Origin of the sequence: Mesorhizobium sp. CO1-1-8 (genome assembly GCF_020164875.1) — a bacterium.
Classification (GTDB): Bacteria; Pseudomonadota; Alphaproteobacteria; order Rhizobiales; family Rhizobiaceae; genus Mesorhizobium.
This window is the reverse complement of sequence record NZ_JAIUGZ010000005.1, coordinates 141,176-162,890: the sequence shown is the minus strand read 5'-3', so window position 1 is coordinate 162,890 and position 21,715 is coordinate 141,176. Positions and strand designations below refer to the sequence as shown.

Here is a 21,715-nt window from a genome sequence, read left to right as displayed (position 1 = left end):
TTGTTGCCAACGAAGCGGACCTCCCCGACAGCGAAGTCCAGTTCGAGTTTGTGCTTTGAGCGGACCGTTTGTTTTCGGATCGCTCTATCTTGCTTAACAGGGGCGTCACGAACCCACGGTTGATCGATTTGGTTGCGGCGCAGCCAAATATCGGCCGGAGGAGGTCTCGTGACGCATGAGAAAGCGCTCTATGGCGCGGATGATCCCGATCAGCAGCAGATTGATCACGAGGTAGAGCACGCCGGCAATGGCGAAAATCTCGAAGATCGCGAAGGTCTGGCTCATCAGCCGCTTGGCGTAGCCGGTGATCTCGAGCACCGTGATCGTCGAGGCAAGGCTGGTCCCCTTGACGACAAGGATGAGCTCATTGCCATAGGCCGGCAGCGCCTGGCGGATGGCGAGCGGAAACTCGATGCGCCGGAACCGCAGCATGCGCGACATGCCGCATGCCTGGGCCGCTTCGACGAGGCCAACCGGAACCGACATCAATCCGCCGCGCAGGATCTCGGACGTGTAGGCAGCCGTGTTCAGCGCGAGTGCCAAGACGGCGCAGCGCGCGCCGTCGCTGATCACCCACCACAAAGCCGCATTATCCTTGATCAGCGAAAGCTGGCCGAGCCCGTAGTAAAACAGGAAGATCTGCACCAGCAGTGGAGTCCCGCGAAAGACGTTGCTGTAATATTTGGCGAAGCCCGATAGGAGCCAGTTCGGCGACAGCCGCATGAGTGCCAGTCCGAGACCGAGATTGAAGCCGATCAGCACCGAAACGAAAGTCAGCGCGGCTGTGAGCCATAGGCCCTTGAGCAGAACGGGAACTGCAAGCTGGATGAGGTCTATCATGCTGCTTTTCTCGTCCGTAGCCTGAGCAGGCGTTCGATCCCATCGAAGCCGGCCTGGCTTACAAGCGTGATGGCGAGATAAACCACCGCCGCAATCAGGTAGAAGATGAACGGATGGCGGGTGGAGTTCGCGCCGATGAAGGAAATGCGCATCAACTCCTGAAGGCCGACCACAGAAACCAAGGCAGTGTCCTTGATGGTGGTCTGCCAGACATTGTTGATACCGGGAACCGCGATGCGCAGCATCTGCGGCGCGATGATGCGGCGAAAGATCCGGCCGCCCGATAGGCCGAGCGCGCGAGCGGCCTCGATATGCCCATCGGGGATCGCCCCCAAGGCTCCGCGCACGACCTCGGTCGAATAGGCGCCGGAAATCGCGCCGATGGCGATGACCGCGATGACGAATGCATAGCCGCTCTCCGCGACGCCGGCATAGCCGAATGCGGTCACGACCTTGGTTACGAATTCAACCGAGCTGAAAAACAGGAGGTAGATGATGAGCAGTTCGGGGACGCCGCGCACCAGCGAGGTATAGGCATCGACCAGCAACGAAAGCGGAAATATCCGCGCCCATTTGATCAGGCCGCAGACAATGCCGATCACCAGCCCGGCCGTCATGCTGACGAGACCCACCAGGATCGTTATCGACGCGCCACGCAGGATGGCGGTCACCCAACCCGCTTCCCAAACCTGCCAGAGACCGAATTCCATCTGAGTTGCCCTAGTGTTGTCGTGCCAATGAAGCGCATACGCCCGGCGGTCCGGGCGCATGCGAGGATTCCAAGGCGTTATTTGCAGGGCCGGGAAATGTCCGTCTTGAACCATTTCTGGCTGGCCTTGCCGACCGAGCCGTCGGCGATCAGTTCGCACAGCGCCTTGTCGATCTTGGCCTTGAGTTCGGTGTTGTCCTGAGCGATGCCGACGCCGATGCCTTCGCCAAGCGTCGGGTCGTACGTGCTCTTGATCTCAACGCCGACCAGCTGGAAGTTCTTGCCATCGGGCTTGTCCAGAAAATCCTGCAAGGCGGATTGATCGGCGAAAGCCGTGTCGATGCGGCCGCTCGCCAGGTCGATCTGCATCTGGTCGAGCGTGTCGTAGGTTTTCAGGTCGGCCTTCGGCGCACGCTTCTCGAGGAAATGCGCATGCGTCGTGCCGGCCTGCACGCCGACCTTCTTGCCATCGAGCGATTTCAGCAGCGTGTCGACATCGGTGATGGCGGCCAGATCAGAACCTTTAGCCGCGACGAACATGTTGGCCAGTTCGGCATAGCCGACGCTGAAATTGATCTCCTTCTTGCGATCAGCGGTGATCGACATGCCCGAGATGATGACGTCGAAGCGCTTGGCCTTCAGCGCCGGGATCAACCCATCGAACGCCTGCACGACGAAATGGCACGTCACTGCTAGTTTGGTGCAGAGCAACGCGCCGACATCGGCGTCGAAACCGGTGACGTTGCCATTTGCGTCGGACATGCTCCATGGCGGGTAGGCGCCTTCCGTTCCGATGGACAACTCGCCTTCGGCCGCCGATGCGCTTCCCATGCTTCCCGCAAGACATGCGAGCAGCGTCAAGACTTTCAATTTCATGTTAGTTCCCCTTGTTGTTGATCTTCATTGCCGTTGTCCGGCGCGAACCGGACGCTTCGAGGATGCGGGCCTGCCTCACAGTGTCCGTGCCAGGAATTGGCGCAGACGCTCCGAGCGCGGGCTGCCGAACAGCTCCGCGGGCGCACCCTCTTCCTCCACCTTTCCCTGGTGGAGAAACAGAACCTTGTGGGAGACCTCGCGCGCGAACTGCATCTCGTGCGTCACGAGGATCATGGTGTTGCCTTCCTCCGCCAGTTGACGGATCACCCGCAGCACCTCGCCGACCAACTCGGGATCAAGCGCCGAAGTCGGTTCATCGAAGAGGATGACCTTGGGCCGCATCGCCAGCGTGCGGGCGATCGCCGCTCGCTGCTGCTGTCCGCCGGACAACTGGCCGGGATAATGGGCGTGCTTGTCGGCGAGCCCGACCTTCTTCAACAAGGCGTGCGCATGTTCGACGGCCTTGTCGCGAGGCTCCTTCAACACATGCCGGGGCGCCTCGACGATGTTTTCCACCACCGTCATGTGCGGCCACAGATTGAAGTTCTGGAAAACCATGCCGACGCGGGCACGGATGCGTTCGACCTGCGCCATATCGGCCGGCCCAACACGACCGTTCGACAGCGGCTTCATCTTGATGACCTCACCGTCGATGGCGACCTTGCCGCCGTCCGGCTGTTCCAGAAGATTGATGCAGCGCAGGAACGTGCTCTTGCCCGAGCCCGACGAGCCGATCATGGAAATGACTTCGCCTGCATGGGCGGTGAGGTTGACGCCCTTCAACACCAGAAGCGAGCCGAAGCTCTTGTGAAGCTCGTCAATCTGCACGGCCGGCGTGGCGATCTTCGCCTCTTCAGCGGGTGCCGGATCCGCCACCACGGCGGGAACGGTCGGCCGCGTCTGTTCGCTGCCGATGGCCGCGTCCTGGGTTACCTCGACAGTCACTAGATCCGCCAGCGCACGGTCGAAATAGCGTAGGCTGCTGGACAGGCAGGTGCGTTGCCAGTCCGGGTCATCCGGAAGGAAGGCAGCGCGCAGCGTGTCCCGGATCCGCTTGCCCAGCGGCGATTCGATCTTACCAAAAAGGTGCAGCCAGTTGTCTGCCTGCACCGCCTCCATGACGGCAGGCCCGTCCAGCGTTCCGCATTCGACGACAAGCGGCAGTACGCGCGCGCTCGGCATTGCCTTGCGGACGGCGTCGGAGACGTAGCCGGTCGCTGTCGCCGCGATGCCGGTGCCGGTCCTGGCGCCCGGGCCGGTCAGCACTGTTGCCAGCGCCGGCCCGAAGATGGATTTGCCCCAGGCAAGGCCGGCATGCTCGGAACTCGCGACCGAAAGCAGAGCCGGATAACCGTAAGGCCCTGCTCCTGTATGCAGGTCGAAGGCGATGACCTGGCGTGCCGCGCCGGCAAAAGTCCTCAGGATTTCGTTCAAGGTGCGGTTCGACCAGACCGGGCCGGCACCGCCGTAGAACATGCCGTCGGCGAACTCATACTGGCCGGCCTCGACGATCGCTGCCAGCCCGGCATGCCCAAGCTTCTTGCGCGCAGCCGCGAGCTTCTCGTCGGCCGCTATGCGGTCCGGGCCTTCCCATTCTCGATAGGCCACGGCATCGTGTAGGCCCGCATAGCCATTGTTGACCGGAATATTCGAAGACCAGTCGATGAAGTTGCGGTTGAGGTCGACATTGTCCTCGTTGACGCGCCGCGACCATGCCGTGCCCCAGGGATTGATAAGGTGAATGGCAAGGATCGCTGTGTCGCTTGGCAGGCGCCGCAGGTTCTTCTGGCTGAGCCAGGCGGTCTGGCAGGTCGAGCCGAACGGACCCTCGACACCATGCGTGCCGGAGATGAGCAAGATCAGCTTGCGCGCATCGCGGCGGCCAAGCAGCGCCACATCCGTAGCCAGCGTCTCGCCATCCGGGCCGTTCAGCGGATGAACATACTCAGACAGGTCCGCGCCCGCCCGCTCAGCGGCGTCGCGAAATCCCTGGCGCAAGATGGTGAAATCACAGGCGTAGGCTGATGCTGGCCCATCATGGTGCATGGTCGATCCCGCTGGACCGCCGGCGGTTGCGGTCAATCCGTTCATTCCCTGTCGTTCCACCGTAGGGCTATTCATCGTTGTGATCGCTCGCGTTCTGGGGTGGCAATCGACGCTCATTGCCGGAAAGGAGCGGCCTTGGGGACCGGACGAACCAGACGTCAGAGGGAAGCACCTTGTCGGGGTTCATGATCGACTGATCGTCCAGCGCAAGTTTCACCCGCTCCATCACGGCGAGCTTCGTCGGGTCAGCCGTCGCCAACAGCGAATGGATGCGCTTGGACCCAACACCGTGCTCGGCGGAAAAGGAACCGCCAATCTCCCGCAGTTGTTGATACAAGACGCCCTCGACAGCCTCCGCCTTGTCAGCCGCCAGCGGACCCTGACGGTTGAGGATGATATGCAGGTTCCCATCGGCCAGGTGCCCGAAGACATAAGGCGCAAGGCCCGGTTCGATCGCGGCGAGTCCGGGCAGGATTCTGTCGAGATAGGCCGGAATTTCCGACAGAGGCACCGAAACGTCGAAGGAAGGCGCATTGGGATGGGCGCGATAGAGCACACTGGTGTCCTCGCGCAACCGCCAAAGGTCGTTCTCTTGCCGCCGCGAGCCGGCGATGATGCCGGTGGCTTCGGGATAGCGCTCCATCACTTCCGAATAGATCCGCTCGAAATCCTCGCGCAGCGCGTCTTCGCGTGCGCCGCCAAGCGACAGCAGAAGGAACAGCGGCTGGTGGAGCGGCACGCCGGGTTCGGACCATTCATGCGCGGCGGCGGCCAGGCTGAAATACGAGGTCCACATCGCCTCCGCCGCGCGCAGATGCCCGGCATCTGATTCAAGCGCCAGGCGAATGGTCCGCAGAGCGGCCTCGACCGATGGAAGCCCGAAAAGCGCGGTGACGCTGGTTCGCGGCGATGGGTCGAGCTTGACGACAACACGGGTGACGATGCCGAGCGTGCCCTCGGCGCCGATGAAGAGATGCTTCAGATCGTAGCCGGCGGAATTCTTAACCACCCGGGTCAGATCGGAATAGACCGATCCGTCGGCCAGCACAGCCTCCAGGCCAAGCACGCGGTGGCACATGACGCCGTTGCGAAAGGCCATCACGCCACCAGCATTGGTGGACACCATGCCGCCGATCGTCGCGGAGCCGCGTGCTGCAAGATCAATGCCTGGCTCCAGTCGATGCTCAAGTGCGGCAGCCTGCAAAGCTTCGAGGGTGACGCCGGCACCGACCACGGCCACGCGTTCGAGCGGATCGAGCCGCTCGATGCAATTCATGCGTACCAGGGAAAGAACGATCTCGCCCGGCCGCGAAACGCTGCCGCCGACCAGGCCCGTCTTCCCGCCTTGCGGCACGATGGGAATCTCGTTCTGGCGGCAGATGCGCACCACCGCCGCGACCTCGTCGGTCGATGAAGGCGCAACGACAATGCCGGCGCTGCGATCCGTACCGTTCGAGCCAAGCTCGATCGCCCCGGCATCATCACCGGTGCGGACATTCAGGGCGCCAACGATATCGCAGATCGCGTCGACAACCGGCAACGGCACCGCTTGCTCGATCCAGTTCGTTTGCCGGGGAGACGCGAGGCCGCTCATCGCCCCGCCAATCCCTGAAGCGCTGTGACCAGCCGATCGTTGTCAGCCGGCAAGCCGATGGTGGCGCGCAGATAGTGCTCGTAGCCGGCTTCGCGCCACGCCTTGACGATGATCCCCTGCTTCAGGAGACCGGCGGCAAGGCTAGAACTGTCGCCCTTGCAGTCGAAGAACAGAAAGTTTGTTTGCGATTGGGCAACCCGGAAACCAAGGCCGGCAAGTGCGGCGGTGGTGCGCACACGCTCGGCTCTGACGCGGCCCGCCGACGCCTTCATCCAGCTTTCGTCGGCCAGTGCCGCGATGGCGGCGGTCTGCGCTGCCGCATTGACGTTGAACGGCGTCTTGGCGGCCGCGATCACCCTTGCCAGTTCGAGGCCGGAACAGACGGAATAGCCAACACGCAGTCCCGCCAGACCATAGGCCTTCGAGAATGTCCGCAGCACCACATGGTCGATGCCGCTGTCGCGCAGGACTTCGATGCCATTGGGCGCGCCGGGATCGGCGAATTCGAAATAGGCCTCGTCCAGGACAAGAAGCGTGCCGGGCCGCACGGCGGCGATCAGCCGTTGCAGGCTGGGATGGTCGAGACCCGGCCCGACCGGGTTCCATGGCGAGGATATGAAGACGATGCGTGGCCGAGCGGCGATCGCCGTCTCGAGCGCGGCGAGATCGAACCCCATTTCGGGTGTCATCGCAATCTTGACGACATCGGCACCGGCCGCCAGCGGTTCTATCTCATGCAGGCCGAAGCTCGGCATGGTGGTGACGACCGAGTCCCCCGGGACCAGAACGGCGCGGGAGATGGCGGCGATCATCTCCTCGGAACCATTGCCGGTAACGATCAGGCCGGGATCGACCGCCAGTTTTTCGCCAAGTGCTGCCCGCAGCGCCGTGCAGGCCGGATCGGCATAGCGCCATGGCTCGAAGGATGAGGAGGCCAATGCGGCCATGACGGCGGGAGAACACCCATCCGGGTTCTCGTTGCTGGCCAGCCGCGCGATGTCGTGGCGGCCACTCAACGCCCGCGCCATCGCGATGTTCATGCCGGCATTGTAGGGCGGCAAGGCGGCGATATGCGGGTTGAGCGGCAGGCTCGACGCTGGTTTGACCGACTGTTCCAAATCCCGACTTCCGTTTCCCCGCGCCAACGCGCGGCATGCCAATCTTTTCAAATATCCAGAACGACTGATCCGCGCGGCTTGGAGCAGCACAGCAGCACTTCGCCTGCTCCAAGCTCATCCAGCGGTTCTTCGAAATAGGTGACGTCGCCCAGGATCAGCCGCGACTTGCATGTGCCGCAGATGCCGGCCCGGCAGCTAAACTCCGGCAACAGACCGTGGTTCTCGGCGAAGTCGAGCAACGATGCGGCCGAGCCATCCCAGACGGCCGTCAGGCCCGACTTCCGGAATTCCACGGTTGTAGCCTCCCCGGCCGGCACGATCCTTGCCGGCGCCGGAACCGCGGGAACTCGTACGGCATCGGGTTCAAGCACCGTCGCAGGGCCGAAGAATTCGTAGGCAATGCGATGCTTCGGCACGCCAAGCTCGCGAAGCAGGGCATAGATCGCCTGCATGAACGGCGGCGGGCCACAGAGGTAGAAATCATAATCATCGATCGGCAGCAGGGGCTGCAGCACCTCGCGCGAAATCATGCCTTCGCTGTGGAAGCGCTGCTCGGCTTTGTCGCGCTCGGACGGGAACCGGTAGCAGTAATGGGCGGTCAGGCCGTGCCGGGTCATGACCAGGCCGGTCACCTCGTCGCGCAAGGCATGCACATCCCCGTTCTCGCAAGCGTGGATGAAGAAGGCACGGCGGTCCGGCATCGCAGCCAGCGCATGCAGCATCGACACCATCGGCGTCAGCCCGACGCCGCCGCTGAGCAGCACGACTGGACGGTTGCTGCACTTGTCGAGCACAAAATCGCCGCGCGGCCCTTCCGCCTGAAGAACGTCGCCGATATCGATCCGGTCATGCAGGAAGGACGAGCCGACCCCGTCGGGCAGCCCCGGCGCGGGTGCTGCTTCACGCTTCACGCTGATCCGATAGCGGGTGCTGTCGGGGGAACAGGAGATGCTGTAGTTGCGCAGCACATATCCCCTTTCGCCGGCTGCCTCCCGCGCTACCGGAATCCGGAACACCAGGAACTGGCCCGGCTGGCAGCCACGCCAGTCCTGTGGATTGACCGGCTCGAGATAGAACGACGTGATGATGGCACTTTCGCGCACCTTCGCGACCACTTTCAGGTCGCGAAACCCGCTCCTTGCGATGGTGTCGCGAGCGGTGAATGCGTTCATTCGGCAGCCGCCAATTGCTGGCTCTCGCTGGCGATCAGCTTGGCCAGGTTGCGGCGAAAGCGCAGCGGTCCGACATCGATCTTGAGATCGAGATTGGGCGTGCGCTTGTTGGCCATGCCTTTGTGCACGGCGTTGAGCACGGCTCGGTCCTCGTCAAAGGCGCCGCGCACGGAGGTGGCGAACTGACGCGAAACCTCCAGGTCCTCGGGGGCGAAATTGCGCATCTGGAACCAGTAATATTTCGTCTGGTTCTCATCGACCGGCGTCATGAAATTGTAGCTGTCCATGAGGAACACGTCGTCGTGCAGGGGCTTGCCCTCACCGCCGGTGCGGGCCGGCACGAAGATCGCCTTGATGATGGCGTTGGAGGGGTAGCGCACCTCGTAGTGCTGCTTGCGATCGCAATTGCCTGAGAATTTGAGGAAAGGCGCATAGAAGGGCGCCGGCGCGGCATCGACCACCCAGCGCCACACGGTCACACCGTCCGCGCCCACGGTGGTTTCGAGCGGCGCATCCTCCATTGCCTGAACGCCGCCGAAGGAGGACTGGTGGACCCACGACACATGCGAGGGGTCGAGCAGGTTGTCGGTCATGTAGAGGTAGTTGCAATCGAGCGCCATCGACTCGCCGCGGTTGACGCCCCATGCCGGATCGCCCCAGTGGTCGACCGCGAAAATCAGCGCGGGGTCGGCCTTTGCTGCTTCACCCATCCATATCCAGAGCAGTCCGTAACGTTCGGCGATCGGATAGGAACGAACGCAGGCGACATGCGGTATCTTTTCCGCGCCCGGCACCCGTGTGCAGGTCCCCGTGCTGTCGAAGGTCAGCCCGTGATAGCCGCATTCGACAGTGTCGCCTTTGATGCGGCCCATGGATAGCGGCAACTTGCGGTGCGGACAGGCATCCTCGAGCGCCGCCACCACGCCATCGGTCCGGCGGTAAAGGACAATATTCTCGCCAAGAATCCGGGTCGGCACCAGCCTGTCGGCGACCTCATGGTCCCATGCGGCAACGTACCAGCAGTTTCGAAGAAACATGGCGTCCTCCCGAGCTTGTGAACGCCTAAACGAATAGCTCTCGGGCGAGAGACGACATAGTGCTTGCATCTGCGTTCTATTTTAGAAATGCTAAAGCAAACCGACCCTAGGATCGTTGCCCAGGTGAAGAAGACGCCCCCACTGCGTGCGATACAGGCCTTCGAGGCTTTCGGGAGGCGCGGCAGCGTGACGGCGGCGGCCAATGAACTCGGCGTCTCCGTCGGCGCGGTCAGCCAGCAGATCCGCAAGGCCGAAGACGCCCTGGAGGCGCGGCTTTTGGAACGGCGCGGCAGGAGTGTCGCCCTTACCGCGCTGGGCCGCGTTTACCATGCAGCGGTTTCCGTCGGCTTCGAACACATTCGCGAAGCCCAGGATCTCATCGAACAGGCCCGGTCTGCGGACACTTTGACCATCTCCTGCCTGCCGTCGTTGGCCAGCAAATGGATTGGCCCGCAGGTCTTGGATTGGCAGATCGACCACCCCGGCGCGACCGTGCGGCTGGTGGGTGCCGAGACGGAGCCAAGGCTGGGCGCCGAACAGGTTGACTTCCGTATCTCCTACGGCACCAAATATCGCGATTTCGAGCACTACACCGAACTGTTCACCGATTGGGTGGTGCCGGCCTGTTCGCCGACGCTGCTGGCGAAACATCCGGTCGGCAAGCCCGCCGATATTCTCGATCTGCCGCTTCTCAGCATCGAATGGGCTCGCGACCACCGCTCGCCGCCGACATGGGCGGAATGGGCCGCAAGCATCGGCGCGGTGTACCGCAGAACATCCGGCGAAGTGGCCTTTTCCCTGTCGAGCGCGGCGATCGATGCGGCGGCCAACGGAAGGGGCTTTGTGCTGGCGCAACTGTCAATGGCTGCCGACGATATCGCGTCGGGCAGGCTCGTCGCCCCGTTCGACAAGCGGATCAGGCTGCCGGAACCTTATTTTCTGGCTTGGGATCGGGCCATTCTTGAGAAGCCTTTTGGTCCTGAGTTGCGAGCCTGGATTGTTTCGATTTCTAAGCGACTGGGCGCAACCTTAGCAGGATAGTCGAACACTGATCTGGAGACGGATATCGGGGTCCGGGCACGAATGGTTCGGCAGTCCAGTCGCGCGCATCAGCGTCTTAGAGACCCAGACATTCTAGTCGGCTGACCGATAGAAAACGACCGTTGTCCTTAGGTCGGTGAAAGACAGCCGGTTGGCCGCCAGGAGGGGATTGGGATCGAAGCCGGCTTCGGGATCCTGTTCCAGGGGAGGGACCGTGCCGTCGATCTTCGCCGGCAGGTCTCCCACGACATGGCCCGGCAGCCTGCGGATGCCCGAGCGACCGGCCAGCAGACGCGATCAGGAGGCTTCCACATGTGCGGCAAGCGGCGTGACCGCTCCCATGCCCGTAACAACGATCCGCCGCATCTATTCTCCCATCACTTGACTGCGTCGCCAGCGCAGCGTGCGGCTTTCAAGCTGCGACTGCTTCGCGAACCTGAGCGGTCGCGGCATCCAGGAAAGCCTGCGCGAGGTCGGGGTGGTTGACCGCCCGCGAGAGGACCACCGCACCGACCATGGTCGAGAGAATGGCCATGGCCTTGCCGCTCGGCGCATCGCCGTCCGGCTCGCCAATCCAGGGGCCTAGCATCCCGAGGTATTCCCCGATCCCCGCTTCGAATGACGCTTTCACCTCGTTGCCCTGTCTGGCGGCATCCGAACCGAGCGCCACGACCGGGCAGCCGTCCATCCTCTCTTCGCGATGTCCATTACTGAGATAGAAGTCGATCACCGCGCCAAGCGGATCTTCGGGTTTCGCCGCGACGGCAGCCGACCATCTGCGGGTCGCGTGTTCCATCGCTCGCCTCGATGCCTGCGCTGCTAGATCCTCCTTGGAGTCGAACTGCTTGTAAAAGGCGCCTTGGGTCAGCCCAGCACCCTTCATCAGCTCCTTCAACCCGATGCCGTCAAAGCCGTGCTCTCGAAATAGGCGGCTTGCCACATCGATCACGGTTTGCCGGTTCTGCTCAGCCTGACTGCGACTAACGCGCATGGTCGGTCTCCTTTTTAGATTGCGTTCGTAATCAATAGCAGATATAGAGTGCGAATGCAATCTATATCAACAGGAGGCAATGGGCATGAAAAAGAGACTCATGATTGGGCTGGGGAGCATCCTGGTCGCGGGCTTAGGGATGGCCGCATTCGTCACACTTTCCCTTCGCACGCAGGCAGCCGCCGCCGTGGCTGACCCGAGGCTAGAACCACCGATCGTCAGACTGGTGACGGCGGTGGCGGTGGCGGGATCCGAACGCGGCTTTACGGGCACAATTGCAGCGCGGGTGCAGAGCAATCTCGGCTTTCGCGTGCCCGGCAAGATCATCGAGCGCCTTGTAAATGTCGGCGAACAGGTCAAGGCGGGCCAACCGCTGCTGCGGATCGATGATACCGATCTGGCCCTTGCGCTCACCGCCAAGCGCAACGCTGTCGCCGCGGCACGCGCTGTCCTGGTTCAGACCAGTGCGGACGAAAAGCGCTATGCAGTTCTGGTCAAGAAGGAGTTGGCGGCAACCCCGCAGCGTTACGAACAGGCGAAGGCAGCACTCGATACCGCGACGGCACAGCTTGCCGCCGCCGAAGCGGATGCGAAGGTCGCGGAAAATGAGGCGGCCTATTCCGTCCTGGACGCGAACGCCGATGGAACGGTCGTCGAAACGCTTGGCGAGCCGGGACAGGTTGTCAGCGCGGGACAGACCGTGGTCCGGATCGCGAACGCCGGCCCCCGCGAAGCGGTGGTCGCGCTTCCCGAAACGATCCGGCCGGCGATCGGCTCGGTAGCCCAGGCGGGCTTGTATGGGGGTGATGGGCGGCATTTTACGGCGCATCTCCGGCAGTTGTCGGATGCCGCCGATCCCCAGACTCGTACCTATGAGGCCCGTTATGTGCTCGATGGTGAGGCGGCAGTAGCACCGCTTGGCGCGACGGTAACCATCCGGCTTCCAAGCCAGGCAAGTCAAACCGAAGTCCAGGTGCCGCTCGGAGCCGTGCTGGATGATGGCCAGAAGACCGGCGTTTGGAGCCTGGATGGTGCAACCTCGACCGTACACTTTCGGATCGTCAAGCTTGTTCGTGTAACCAGCGAAGCCGCCGTGATCTCCGGGCTGAGCTCGGGCGATTCGATTGTTTCGCTCGGCGCTCATCTCCTGCAGGAAGGTGCTCGCGTCAGGACTGCCTCCGAAAACGGGAGCAACTGACAATGAACCTCAATCTTTCCGCGATCGCCGTTCGCGAGCGAGCCGTCACCCTTTTCTTCATTATTCTGCTCGTCGCCGCCGGCGCCTACGCTTTCCTCATGCTTGGACGGGCGGAGGATCCCAACTTCACCATCAAGACCCTGACGGTCACGACGGTATGGCCAGGCGCGACGGCGCGCGAGATGCAGGACCTCGTCGCCGAACCGTTGGAGAAGCGACTTCAGGAACTGACCTGGTACGACCGGGTGGAGACGACAACACGGCCAGGCTATGCCTATTTGACGGTCACGCTGAAGGACAGCGCACCGCCATCCAGCGTACAGGAGGAGTTTTATCAGGCCCGCAAGAAACTCGGGGATGAAGCCCGCAATCTACCGCCCGGCGTGCTCGGCCCCTTCGTCAACGACGAATATTCCGATGTGAGTTTCGCTCTTTACGCCCTCAAGGCGAAGGGCTTGCCGATGCGGGAACTCGCCAGGCAAGCCGAGACCATTCGCCAGGACCTTCTGCACGTGCCTGGCGTCAAGAAGATCAACATCCTTGGCGAACGTCCCGAGCAGATATTCGTCGGGTTTTCCTATGCCAAGCTGGCAACCCTCGGCGTGTCGGCGCAGGATATCGTCGCCGCCTTGCAGCGGCAGAACACCGTCACACCGGCCGGCTCGATCGACACAGAGGGGCCGCAGGTCTTCATCCGGGTCGACGGCGCCTATGACAGTGTCCAGACGATCGCCGACACGCCGATCGTCGCCGCGGGACGGACGCTGAAGCTCTCCGACATCGCCGAGGTCCGGCGCGGCTACGAGGATCCTGCCACCTACATCATCCGTCACGAGGGTGAGCCGACCATCATGCTCGCGGCGGTGATGCAGGAGGGCTGGAATGGCCTTGAACTTGGCAAGGCGCTGGAGGAGAAATCCGCTTCTATCGCACAGACGCTGCCGCTCGGGATGACGCTGGCCAAGGTCAGCGACCAAGCCGTGAACATCGGCTCGTCGGTGAACGAGTTCATGCTCAAATTCGCGATGGCGCTTGGCGTGGTGCTGCTGATCGCGCTGATCAGCATGGGTTGGCGTGTCGGCATCGTCGTGGCCGCCGCCGTTCCTCTGACGCTCGCCGTCGTGTTCCTCATCATGCTCGAAACCGGTCGGTTCTTCGACCGCATCACGCTCGGCGCCCTCATCCTGGCGCTCGGCCTTCTCGTGGACGACGCGATCATCGCCATCGAGGTGATGGTGGTGAAGATGGAAGAGGGCATGGACCGCATCAAGGCGGCGGCGTATGCCTGGAGCCATACCGCGACGCCCATGCTGTCGGGCACGCTCGTGACGATCGCCGGGTTCCTGCCGGTGGGCTTCGCGCGCTCGACGGCCGGCGAATACGCCGGAAACATCTTCTGGGTCGTGGGGTTCGCCCTCATCGTCTCCTGGGTCGTCGCCGTTTTCTTCACCCCGTATATGGGCGTCAAGATGCTGCCCGCGATCAAACCGGTCGAAGGCGGCGTCCACGCCATATACGATACGCCGAACTATCGGCGCCTTCGCCGGCTCATCACCTTTGCCGTGCGGCACAAGTTCGTGACCTGCGCTGCCGTCGGCATCGTCTTCGCGCTTTCGGTTGTCGGCATGGGCAGCCTCAAACAGCAGTTCTTCCCGACATCCGACCGTCCCGAAGTGCTGGTCGAAGTTCGCCTGCCGGAAGGCACCAGCATCGAGACGACGACCGCCACGGTCGAAAAGCTGGAACACTGGCTTGGCGGCCAACCCGAGGCCAAGATCGTGACCAGCTACGTCGGGCAGGGCGCACCCCGTTTTTTCTTCGCCATGGCGCCGGAACTGCCGGATCCAGCCTTCGCCAAAATCGTCGTGCTGACACCAGACGCGGAGGCGCGCGAGGCCTTGAAGCACCGGCTGCGTGAAGCGGTTGCGACAGGGCTTGCCCCCGAAGCGAACATCCGCGTTACGCAACTCGTGTTCGGACCCTACACGCCGTTCCCGGTCGAGTTCCGGGTCATGGGGCCTGATCCCGCGCAATTGTACGCCATCTCTGAAAAAGCCCTCGACGTGATGCGCGGCGTGCCGGACGTGCGGCAGGCCAATCGCGACTGGGGTAATCGCACGCCGGTACTGCGCTTCATCCCGGATCAGGATCGACTGAACCTCATCGGCCTGTCGCCGGCGGAGGTGGCCCAGCAGCTCCAGTTCCTCCTCACCGGCATCCCGGTCACGCAGGTCCGCGAGGACATCCGCAATGTCCCAATCGTGGCACGCAGCGCCGGCGGCGAGCGACTGGATCCATCGCGTCTGGCCGATTTCTCGCTGATGAGCCGGGACGGCCGCCAGATTCCACTCGACCAGATCGGGCACTCGGAAGTCCGTCTGGAAGAACCGATCTTGAAACGCCGCGATCGCACACCCGTCATCACGATCCGCTCGGATATCAATGAGGCGACCCAGCCTCCAGAAGTTTCCAAGCAGATCATGACGGCCCTTCAGCCGCTGATTAAATCCCTGCCTGCCGGCTACCGCATCGAAATGGGAGGATCGATCGAGGAGGCAACCAAGGCCAACACAGCGCTGGGCAAGGTCTTCCCGGCCATGCTCGCCGCCATGCTGATCGTCATCATACTGCAGGTGCGATCCTTCTCGACGATGGCGATGGTCATGCTGACGGCACCGCTCGGCCTCGTTGGCGTCGTACCGATGTTGCTGGCCTTCAACCAGCCCTTCGGATTCAACGCCATCCTGGGCCTGATAGGACTGGCGGGCATCCTGATGCGCAACACGCTGATCCTGACCGAACAGATCAAGGAGAACCGTGCCGCCGGCCTTGACGACTATCACGCCGTCATCGAGGCCACGGTGCAACGCACAAGGCCCGTGATCCTGACCGCACTTGCCGCCGTGCTGGCTTTCATCCCCCTCACGCACTCCGTCTTCTGGGGTTCGATGGCCTATACGCTGATCGGCGGCACGGCGGCCGGCACGGTGCTGATCCTGCTGTTCCTTCCAGCGCTCTACGTCGCGTGGTTCCGGATCAAGCCGGCTGCGGACGAGACCGATAAGGATTCGATTAAGGAACCGGAATTGCAACCAGCGATGGCGGCCGAGTAGGGCTTCGTCGCCGGAGCCTGTTCATGCGGTTGACCTTGCCTCGCATACCCAAGGTCAACCGCAAGAACTTGTCGCTGTGATCGTCAACGCGAACGCCGCAGGTTCGCTTCATCGGTTCTGAAAGACATCATGAATCGTCCGGTCCGAACGTGAACTGATCCCGACGAGGTGCGTGCACGCATCCTTGAAGTGGCGGAGGCATGAGCACGGCCAACGTCTACCGTTTCTTCCCCTCGAGGGGTGCGATCAACGAAGCCATCTGCAGGCGGGTCATGAACGGGGTCGCTGAGATCGCCTTTACGATCGCACGCATGAACGCGCCGGCCTCCGAGAAACTCGACCGGCTCCTGACCGCAGTTCACCGCCACACCAAGACGACACTGATCAAGGAAAGGCGCATGCACGACATGATTGTCGCCGCCATGCAGGAGAACTGGGGTAGGCCGATCGTATTGCGGGAGGCTCGATACGATACACGTCCACGGCACTGACGTGGATGCAGCTGGCTGGGCCGCGTGAAGATCGTCAAGCGCGAGCACAAACTACGCCATGCGACCCTGCAAGCGATCCGGGAGGCGAAGCCATGAGCCCTCGACGCGACGACGCATCCCTCAACAGTGCACATCTCGGGGAAGTGACCGGTGCGAGGGTGGCCGGCCCTGTGGCGGTTTGTTGGGATGTTAGGCGCCGGCCGGGCGGGCGGGGGGTGGGCCGCCGCAAGCACAAGCTAATATACAACCGGCTCTAATGCCTATGGTGCTATCGCGGAATGGCCTGACGGCAGTCTAGGCCATCGGGAGTAATTGCTGCGCTTTCATTCTGCCAGTAGCTTGTAGGCCTGGTCACTTAGCCCACCTTTGTGCCCAGATTGGTCGGCACGCTCACCGTCACCGGTGCTTGGTAACTTGATCGTGCCGACCTCCCTTTTGATACCTGGAACCGATGCCCCTGTGGCAACCGAAAAACTGGCGAACGCGCCGCATTGAAGCTAGTCCGAGCGCTGGCGAAGGCCGTCATTGAGTCCGTGGAGCGTTTGACGCGAAAATAGTTGTGCCGGATATGTAGCGTTGGCAGTAAACGAAGTGGCCCGCCGCTGAGGACACAACTGCAGCGGCGGGCCTTGCTTTCGAGACCTGGCCCGGGGTTGGAAGCCAAGCTGCAAGCCCAACTTCGATTTCAGAAGCAGGTTCCAGCCTTACGACAAGATTTAACGCTTGCCGGAACATCGTCGCCCTTCAAGCCGTCGAGCGTCTGCTGGCCGGAACCGCCGACAATGATATTGTTCAAAGCGTTTCCGAACGCATATTGTTTATCGCCTGTGACCGTCAGATTCTCAAAATTCGCCGGCAGCCTGTAGCTCATCCAGGTCGAGATCGTATCGATACCCTCGTTGGGCATCTCCACCGCTTTATTTTTCGCGGAGTACAGGTAGTAAATATCGTCGCCCTTGCCGCCATACATCGTGACGCTGAAGCTGCCGTCGCCATACAGCGAATCGTTATAGATGCTGCCGTAGAGGGCCGGGCCCGAATTCGTCGCCGAGTACCACTTTGCGGAAGACCCACTATAGGGGAGCGGAACGCCCTTGGCATTGGTTACGGTCGCCATTTTGCTCACAGCTCCGATGGTTTGCTCCAAGCCCTAACACGATGGAAGGCAAAACGAGCCGATACGTTTTGTCTTCCAACTTAGGAGGGTTACCAAAGGGTAAATGCGGAGGGGCCGGACGCGTACCTCAGGCCGTCGGAGGCAATTTGAGCGTGTTTCCGGCGGCGCACTCAAACCACAATGAAGTCGGCTCGTATTCTTCTGCCGCGCTGCCATGTGTCAGGCTAAGCTGTGTCTTGCCCGAGGGGCTGGCATTTACCGTCCGTCTGGCGAAATCAACCCGTTGCTGATGCCCCAGCGGGGCCTCAGGTTCATCAGCGGAGATATTGTTTACGAACGGGTTGCAATGGAACGTCACGACGTTTCGCAGGTTGGTGATGGAGTTTCGCAACCAAGGGAATGAGCCATGACTTCTTCAGACAATTCTTCAGCTGGTATATCACCCCGCCCCGAAAAATCGGGCGGCAGGACCCCGCCAAAGCCGGCGACACCTTCACCGGCCGCAGAGAAAATCTCCGGAGCAGGCCCTGCGATCGCCGAGCGCTCGAAAGACGCCAAGGCGCCCAGAGGCGGTCGTCAGCCTGGGGCTTATGTCAAGGATTAGACGGCCGTGCGTTGAGTTTCGGCTGGCCGCCATAGTCGAAGCGACGAGGAGGTTCTTATGCAGATGATGGAAATTGTCGTCAGCCGGGACGGGACTCCGGTCGTGGAATTCCGCGGAGAGGGAGGCGAGACTATTACAGTCACCCTGCAGGCCGGGCATATACTTCCCGACGACGAACTCATTGCAAAGGCCAAGGCTATGATGATCCAGGTCGCTCAGTTTGGGGTGGGCCAGATCAACAGTGCAGCGATGTCCGACGGGTCGGCCGATGAGGTGATACAATCCGGAATGTCGGCATAGACTAGCTCTATTGCTCCCGATGCGCGGATGGGGACCGCTGAAGCCAGCCCCGCGCAGACGAATTATTGGGGTCATCAGCCAAGCCGATCATGACCATAACCCCTTGCTGATTGGGAAAGTGACGGAATGGCGGAACCTCGGATGCCCGCCGCGCTTAATCCGGCGGAGGAGTTATCTGATGAACGTGACCAAAGAATTTTTTGAAACTTGGCTGCAGGAGAATGTCGGCACTCTTGGTGGCAAAGAGGAAGTGAGCTTCGCCGTGCTGGCCCAGCAATTCGAGCAGGATGCCGAAGCGGCCGGTTATGGTCGCGAGGTGCGTGAGGACGAACTCGGAAACATTGAAGCTGCGATCGAGCAAGCGCTAAAGAACGCCCGAACTGGCGTGCATGGTGACGCCGATGGCGAACCCAGCGATGTGGCAGCTCTCATGGACGCGCTGGAGGTCGAAGATGCCAAAAGCGGGCCGTAGGCTTTACCGGATTCGCTCTATTCGTTTGCCGAAGTTACCGGGGTAGCCTTATGGAGCAGTTTCGCAAGGACATGGCCGCCTTGGCAGAGCCGGCTTTCTGGGTGACGATAGGTTTGCTTCTGGTCCCGTATGCGGTTGGAACCATGCTCCTCGTTTGGACATGCGGCTGCCTATAAGGTTGACACACCCGGTAATGGTTCAACGGCCTAACGCCCGATTTCCTACAATATCGAGCTAATGCGCTTGCAGGCGCCGACGCTATCTGCGCTCGGATAGTTCCAGCTACGGCCCCCCATCACAATGCTCCGATCACACGCCCGAGTATCCGCGCGTTCCCTTACATCGAAAATAGCCCAGCAGCTTGCGAGTTGCCTTGGAACACTTGTGTCATATCGAAGTTCGGCTCCATAGGAGAACCGAGATGGCCATGACACAAGCTGCCAACGACAACCACCAGCCGGGTGAGAAACCGGCACATGCAACCGAAATCTCACTCAAAGGGGCGACAGACCAGTTTAGGGCGGGACGCAGGTGCAAAATGGCACTGCGGGCGACAAGAATCAGGGCGAGGCGCTGAGATGCCGCGGACCAATGATGACGGTCGCAACGAGAAGACCACATCAGTTGCAGCAATCATTGTCGACAAGGAACGTGCTGAGCGCGCGGCCAAGACGGCGCGGTTGAAGGAAGCGCGCCTCGCACAAGCCATCACGCCCGGTCCCATCCAACGCAAGCCGCGTATCACCAAAAAAATTCGCAGGATTTTTGTTGCTGGCTAGGGGGTGTCCGTGACTCGCAATCACGACAAGGAAAGATACGACCGCGCCAAGCGTATCAGCCAAGAGATGCTGGACGCTGAACGCGCACAACGCGCCGAGAAGACGGCGCGGCTGCGACAGGCAAGGCTTGCACAGCGTCCGGTGGAGTCGTCGCCGCCGCAGCCGCAAACTCATCGCAACCCAACCAAGCTCTCAAAAAAGAAGCCGTGAGGTGATTTAGGCTCTCCACATCCTTGCAGAACACTTGGAAGAAACGTGACCAGTCCCGGCGGCGAGCGCCGCTCGGAGGGGAGGCTTCCGCGACTCCAGCAAGGCTGAGAAACGGCCAGTCCAGGAGGTAGGTCGTCGTTCTTACCCTCATTCCACGATCCACGGCGCGGGGCGTTTAACTTGGACCGAGAGCGTCTATCAATACCAATGGCGAGCAATCGCGGGGACTTTGCATCTCCGATCCTCGCCATTATTAAAGCTGGGAGCGAAACCTGCTCGCAAAGTAGTCGGTGACCTTTTCGCTTACCGGACGCGCTTGCCATTCTTCCAGACTGACCTGCCTTGATCGCTTCAGGTCCTCGTTGAAAACGTCTATTTGCGTCCGCGCGAATTCCAAGCCGTAGACATTCAGACTGGCCTCATCGTTGAGGCGCAAGGAACGCTCATCCAAATTAGCCGAGCCAAAGCTCACCCAGACGTCGTCGACGATCAAAAGCTTCGGATGGTACATTGTGGGCTGAAACTCAAAGATGCGCACCCCGGCCTTGAGCAATTCGCCCCAGAAGTAACGTGAACCCTTTCGCACTATAGGCACATCCGTCAGCCAATTGGGAACGATGACATCGACCGAGACGCCTCGCCTCCTTGCATCAAGAATCTGCTGCAGGGCTATGTCGTCCGGCACGAAGTAGGCCATGCCGATACGCAGATGATCCTTGGCCGCGGCTATTGCCGACAACATCATCAGCTCCATGTTCTCCGAGCCGTTTGGCTGCGAAGAAAGTATTAGCTGGGCATCGAGCTCACCAGCGGGCGCAACTGCGGGGTAGAATTTCCCGCCCTGCAATGTCTCGCCGGTCGTCTCGAGCCAGTTTTCGGCGAACGCCGCCTGGAATGCGGCCACGGCGGGTCCTTCGATCCGGTAATGCGTGTCGCGCCATTCATTTGAGTTGCGTGCGTTCCCGCGCCAATTATCGGCAATGCCGACCCCGCCAGTGAAAGCGACCCGGCCATCGACGATCAGCAGCTTGCGATGCGTGCGGTTGTTTACACGGTCCAACGTATACCAGCGTAGCGGCCGATAGCGTTCGAACCTCACACCGGCCGTGGTCATGATGTGGATCAAGTCCTCGTCGAAGGGAAGGCTGCCAACCCAGTCGACGTTCACGCGGACTTCAACGCCTTCGCTGGCCTTCGCCGCCAATGCGATCGCGAACTCGTAGCCGATGGCTCCTGACCAATAAATATATGTCTCCATGTCGACGCTGGACCGAGCCGCCCCGATTGCTTGCAGCATTGACGGAAATATTTCGTCCCCGTTGAGGAGAGTTTGGACCGCATTGGAACCGAACATCTGCCCCTGCGAATAGCTGCTCATCGTCTTGGAAAATTGGGGATCCGTAGCGTCGAACCGGTGGGGGACGATTGATCGTAGAACGCGCGGCTCTGGAATGAGATTTATGATCAGCACCGTGAGCAGGCTGGCGATGGTGGCAACGGCCAGATAGATGAGCACCTTTCGCCAAAGCTCAATGCCGGAGGTCTTCTTGCGGGCGCCTGAAGCAACGGAACCAAAAGGCTGCACGTCAATCGCCCCGCTGCAGGCGATGGCGATGTTTTTCGATCTCCTCGGGCTCTTCATCGTCGATCCGCGTGATGTTTGAAGCCGCCTGATCTGACCGCAGAATCTCGTCAAGCTTGGCGTGGATTGCTTGAGTGTCGCGGTGCTCCGCGCGCTGGATGAACAGCGTCATCGCCCAAGTAAACAATGTAGCGGCTCCATGCCAATCCAAGCTCTGTCGCTCGAAAATCATCCAAAGGATTGCATAGGCCAGCAACACCAGGAACGCAGCGGGACGGGCAGTCAGTGTTCCGATTGAGGTAAGGGCGCTCGTGATCGGATGATTTGCCATTCCAAAGAACTCGCGGCAGTGCCCCTGGTTCCCGCGAGGCGTCATACCGGCCCGTCGTGGCCTAGGTAACGGTACAGTGGCTTATGGGTCGGCC

19 protein-coding genes and 2 pseudogenes are annotated in these 21,715 nt (G+C 61.4%); 8 read left to right on the top strand and 13 right to left on the bottom strand.

Annotated elements, in window-relative coordinates; translation table 11 throughout:
* Nucleotides 1–105 precede the first annotated feature (105 nt).
* From LB558_RS12355 to LB558_RS12315, 8 genes are all read right to left on the bottom strand, one after another.
* Nucleotides 106–840: an ABC transporter permease gene (locus LB558_RS12355; protein WP_224697813.1), complete on the bottom strand. Its 735-nt coding sequence runs from the start codon at nt 838–840 to the stop codon at nt 106–108.
* Nucleotides 837–1,550: an ABC transporter permease gene (locus LB558_RS12350; RefSeq protein ID WP_224697812.1), complete on the bottom strand. Its 714-nt coding sequence runs from the start codon at nt 1,548–1,550 to the stop codon at nt 837–839. Before LB558_RS12350 ends, LB558_RS12355 begins: the two co-directional genes overlap by 4 nt.
* A 77-nt stretch (nt 1,551–1,627) precedes the next feature.
* Nucleotides 1,628–2,425 (bottom strand): transporter substrate-binding domain-containing protein, encoded by a 798-nt coding sequence (locus tag LB558_RS12345; protein ID WP_224697811.1) that lies wholly within the window; start codon nt 2,423–2,425, stop codon nt 1,628–1,630.
* 75 nt (nt 2,426–2,500) lie between these two features.
* A complete protein-coding gene (locus tag LB558_RS33050) occupies nt 2,501–4,516 on the bottom strand; it encodes a DUF2817 domain-containing protein (RefSeq protein ID WP_318011637.1) in 2,016 nt (671 codons plus the stop codon).
* A 22-nt stretch (nt 4,517–4,538) separates the two neighbouring features.
* Entirely contained in the window at nt 4,539–6,065 is a 1,527-nt protein-coding gene (locus tag LB558_RS12330; protein ID WP_224697810.1) for an FAD-binding oxidoreductase, read from the bottom strand.
* Nucleotides 6,062–7,183 (bottom strand): histidinol-phosphate transaminase, encoded by a 1,122-nt coding sequence (gene hisC / locus LB558_RS12325; protein ID WP_224697809.1) that lies wholly within the window; start codon nt 7,181–7,183, stop codon nt 6,062–6,064. The genes LB558_RS12330 and hisC overlap by 4 nt, the downstream gene beginning before the upstream one ends.
* Before the next feature lie 47 nt (nt 7,184–7,230).
* Complete coding sequence (locus tag LB558_RS12320; protein ID WP_224697808.1) at nt 7,231–8,355, bottom strand: 2Fe-2S iron-sulfur cluster-binding protein; 1,125 nt, start codon at nt 8,353–8,355, stop codon at nt 7,231–7,233.
* Nucleotides 8,352–9,392: an aromatic ring-hydroxylating dioxygenase subunit alpha gene (locus tag LB558_RS12315; protein WP_224697807.1), complete on the bottom strand. Its 1,041-nt coding sequence runs from the start codon at nt 9,390–9,392 to the stop codon at nt 8,352–8,354. The genes LB558_RS12320 and LB558_RS12315 overlap by 4 nt, the downstream gene beginning before the upstream one ends.
* A gap of 123 nt (nt 9,393–9,515) precedes the next feature.
* Between LB558_RS12315 and LB558_RS12310 the strand changes: the two genes are divergently transcribed.
* Nucleotides 9,516–10,433 carry a LysR substrate-binding domain-containing protein gene (locus tag LB558_RS12310; RefSeq protein WP_224697806.1) on the top strand — a complete coding sequence of 306 codons (918 nt, stop codon included), beginning with the start codon at nt 9,516–9,518 and terminating at the stop codon, nt 10,431–10,433.
* Between the two features lie 156 nt (nt 10,434–10,589).
* Here LB558_RS12310 and LB558_RS12305 read toward each other — a convergent pair.
* Both LB558_RS12305 and LB558_RS12300 read right to left on the bottom strand, forming a co-directional pair.
* Nucleotides 10,590–10,799, bottom strand: a pseudogene (locus LB558_RS12305) (beta-ketoacyl synthase N-terminal-like domain-containing protein); the annotation flags it as partial.
* A gap of 46 nt (nt 10,800–10,845) precedes the next feature.
* Nucleotides 10,846–11,424 carry a TetR/AcrR family transcriptional regulator gene (locus LB558_RS12300; RefSeq protein WP_224697805.1) on the bottom strand — a complete coding sequence of 193 codons (579 nt, stop codon included), beginning with the start codon at nt 11,422–11,424 and terminating at the stop codon, nt 10,846–10,848.
* Nucleotides 11,425–11,509: 85 nt separating this feature from the next.
* Here LB558_RS12300 and LB558_RS12295 point away from each other — a divergent pair, with 85 nt between their 5' ends.
* The 3 genes from LB558_RS12295 (at nt 11,510) to LB558_RS12285 (ending at nt 16,226) form a co-directional block, all read left to right on the top strand.
* Nucleotides 11,510–12,622, top strand: coding sequence for an efflux RND transporter periplasmic adaptor subunit (locus LB558_RS12295; RefSeq protein ID WP_224698032.1), 1,113 nt, complete (start codon nt 11,510–11,512; stop codon nt 12,620–12,622).
* A 2-nt stretch (nt 12,623–12,624) separates the two neighbouring features.
* Complete coding sequence (locus tag LB558_RS12290; protein ID WP_224697804.1) at nt 12,625–15,735, top strand: efflux RND transporter permease subunit; 3,111 nt, start codon at nt 12,625–12,627, stop codon at nt 15,733–15,735.
* Between the two features lie 200 nt (nt 15,736–15,935).
* A complete protein-coding gene (locus LB558_RS12285; protein WP_224697803.1) occupies nt 15,936–16,226 on the top strand; it encodes a hypothetical protein in 291 nt (96 codons plus the stop codon).
* Nucleotides 16,227–16,956: 730 nt separating this feature from the next.
* Here LB558_RS12285 and LB558_RS12280 read toward each other — a convergent pair.
* A pseudogene (locus LB558_RS12280) lies at nt 16,957–17,343 on the bottom strand (1,3-1,4-beta-glycanase); the annotation flags it as partial.
* Between the two features lie 661 nt (nt 17,344–18,004).
* On the opposite strand from LB558_RS12280, the gene LB558_RS12275 reads away from it, so the two are divergent.
* The 4 genes from LB558_RS12275 to LB558_RS12260 all read left to right on the top strand — a co-directional run bounded on the left by LB558_RS12275 (nt 18,005) and on the right by LB558_RS12260 (nt 19,708).
* Entirely contained in the window at nt 18,005–18,247 is a 243-nt protein-coding gene (locus LB558_RS12275; protein WP_224697802.1) for a hypothetical protein, read from the top strand.
* Between the two features lie 178 nt (nt 18,248–18,425).
* Nucleotides 18,426–18,719 carry a hypothetical protein gene (locus LB558_RS12270; RefSeq protein WP_224697801.1) on the top strand — a complete coding sequence of 98 codons (294 nt, stop codon included), beginning with the start codon at nt 18,426–18,428 and terminating at the stop codon, nt 18,717–18,719.
* Nucleotides 18,720–19,297: 578 nt separating this feature from the next.
* Nucleotides 19,298–19,498: a hypothetical protein gene (locus LB558_RS12265; RefSeq protein WP_224697800.1), complete on the top strand. Its 201-nt coding sequence runs from the start codon at nt 19,298–19,300 to the stop codon at nt 19,496–19,498.
* 3 nt (nt 19,499–19,501) lie between these two features.
* On the top strand, nt 19,502–19,708 hold the full coding sequence (locus LB558_RS12260) for a hypothetical protein (protein WP_224697799.1): 207 nt from the start codon (nt 19,502–19,504) through the stop codon (nt 19,706–19,708).
* 253 nt (nt 19,709–19,961) lie between these two features.
* Here the strand turns inward: LB558_RS12260 and LB558_RS12255 are convergent, their stop codons facing one another.
* Both LB558_RS12255 and LB558_RS12250 read right to left on the bottom strand, forming a co-directional pair.
* Complete coding sequence (locus LB558_RS12255; RefSeq protein ID WP_224697798.1) at nt 19,962–21,350, bottom strand: phospholipase D-like domain-containing protein; 1,389 nt, start codon at nt 21,348–21,350, stop codon at nt 19,962–19,964.
* A complete protein-coding gene (locus LB558_RS12250; protein ID WP_224697797.1) occupies nt 21,295–21,621 on the bottom strand; it encodes a low affinity iron permease family protein in 327 nt (108 codons plus the stop codon). The genes LB558_RS12255 and LB558_RS12250 overlap by 56 nt, the downstream gene beginning before the upstream one ends.
* Nucleotides 21,622–21,715 lie beyond the last annotated feature (94 nt).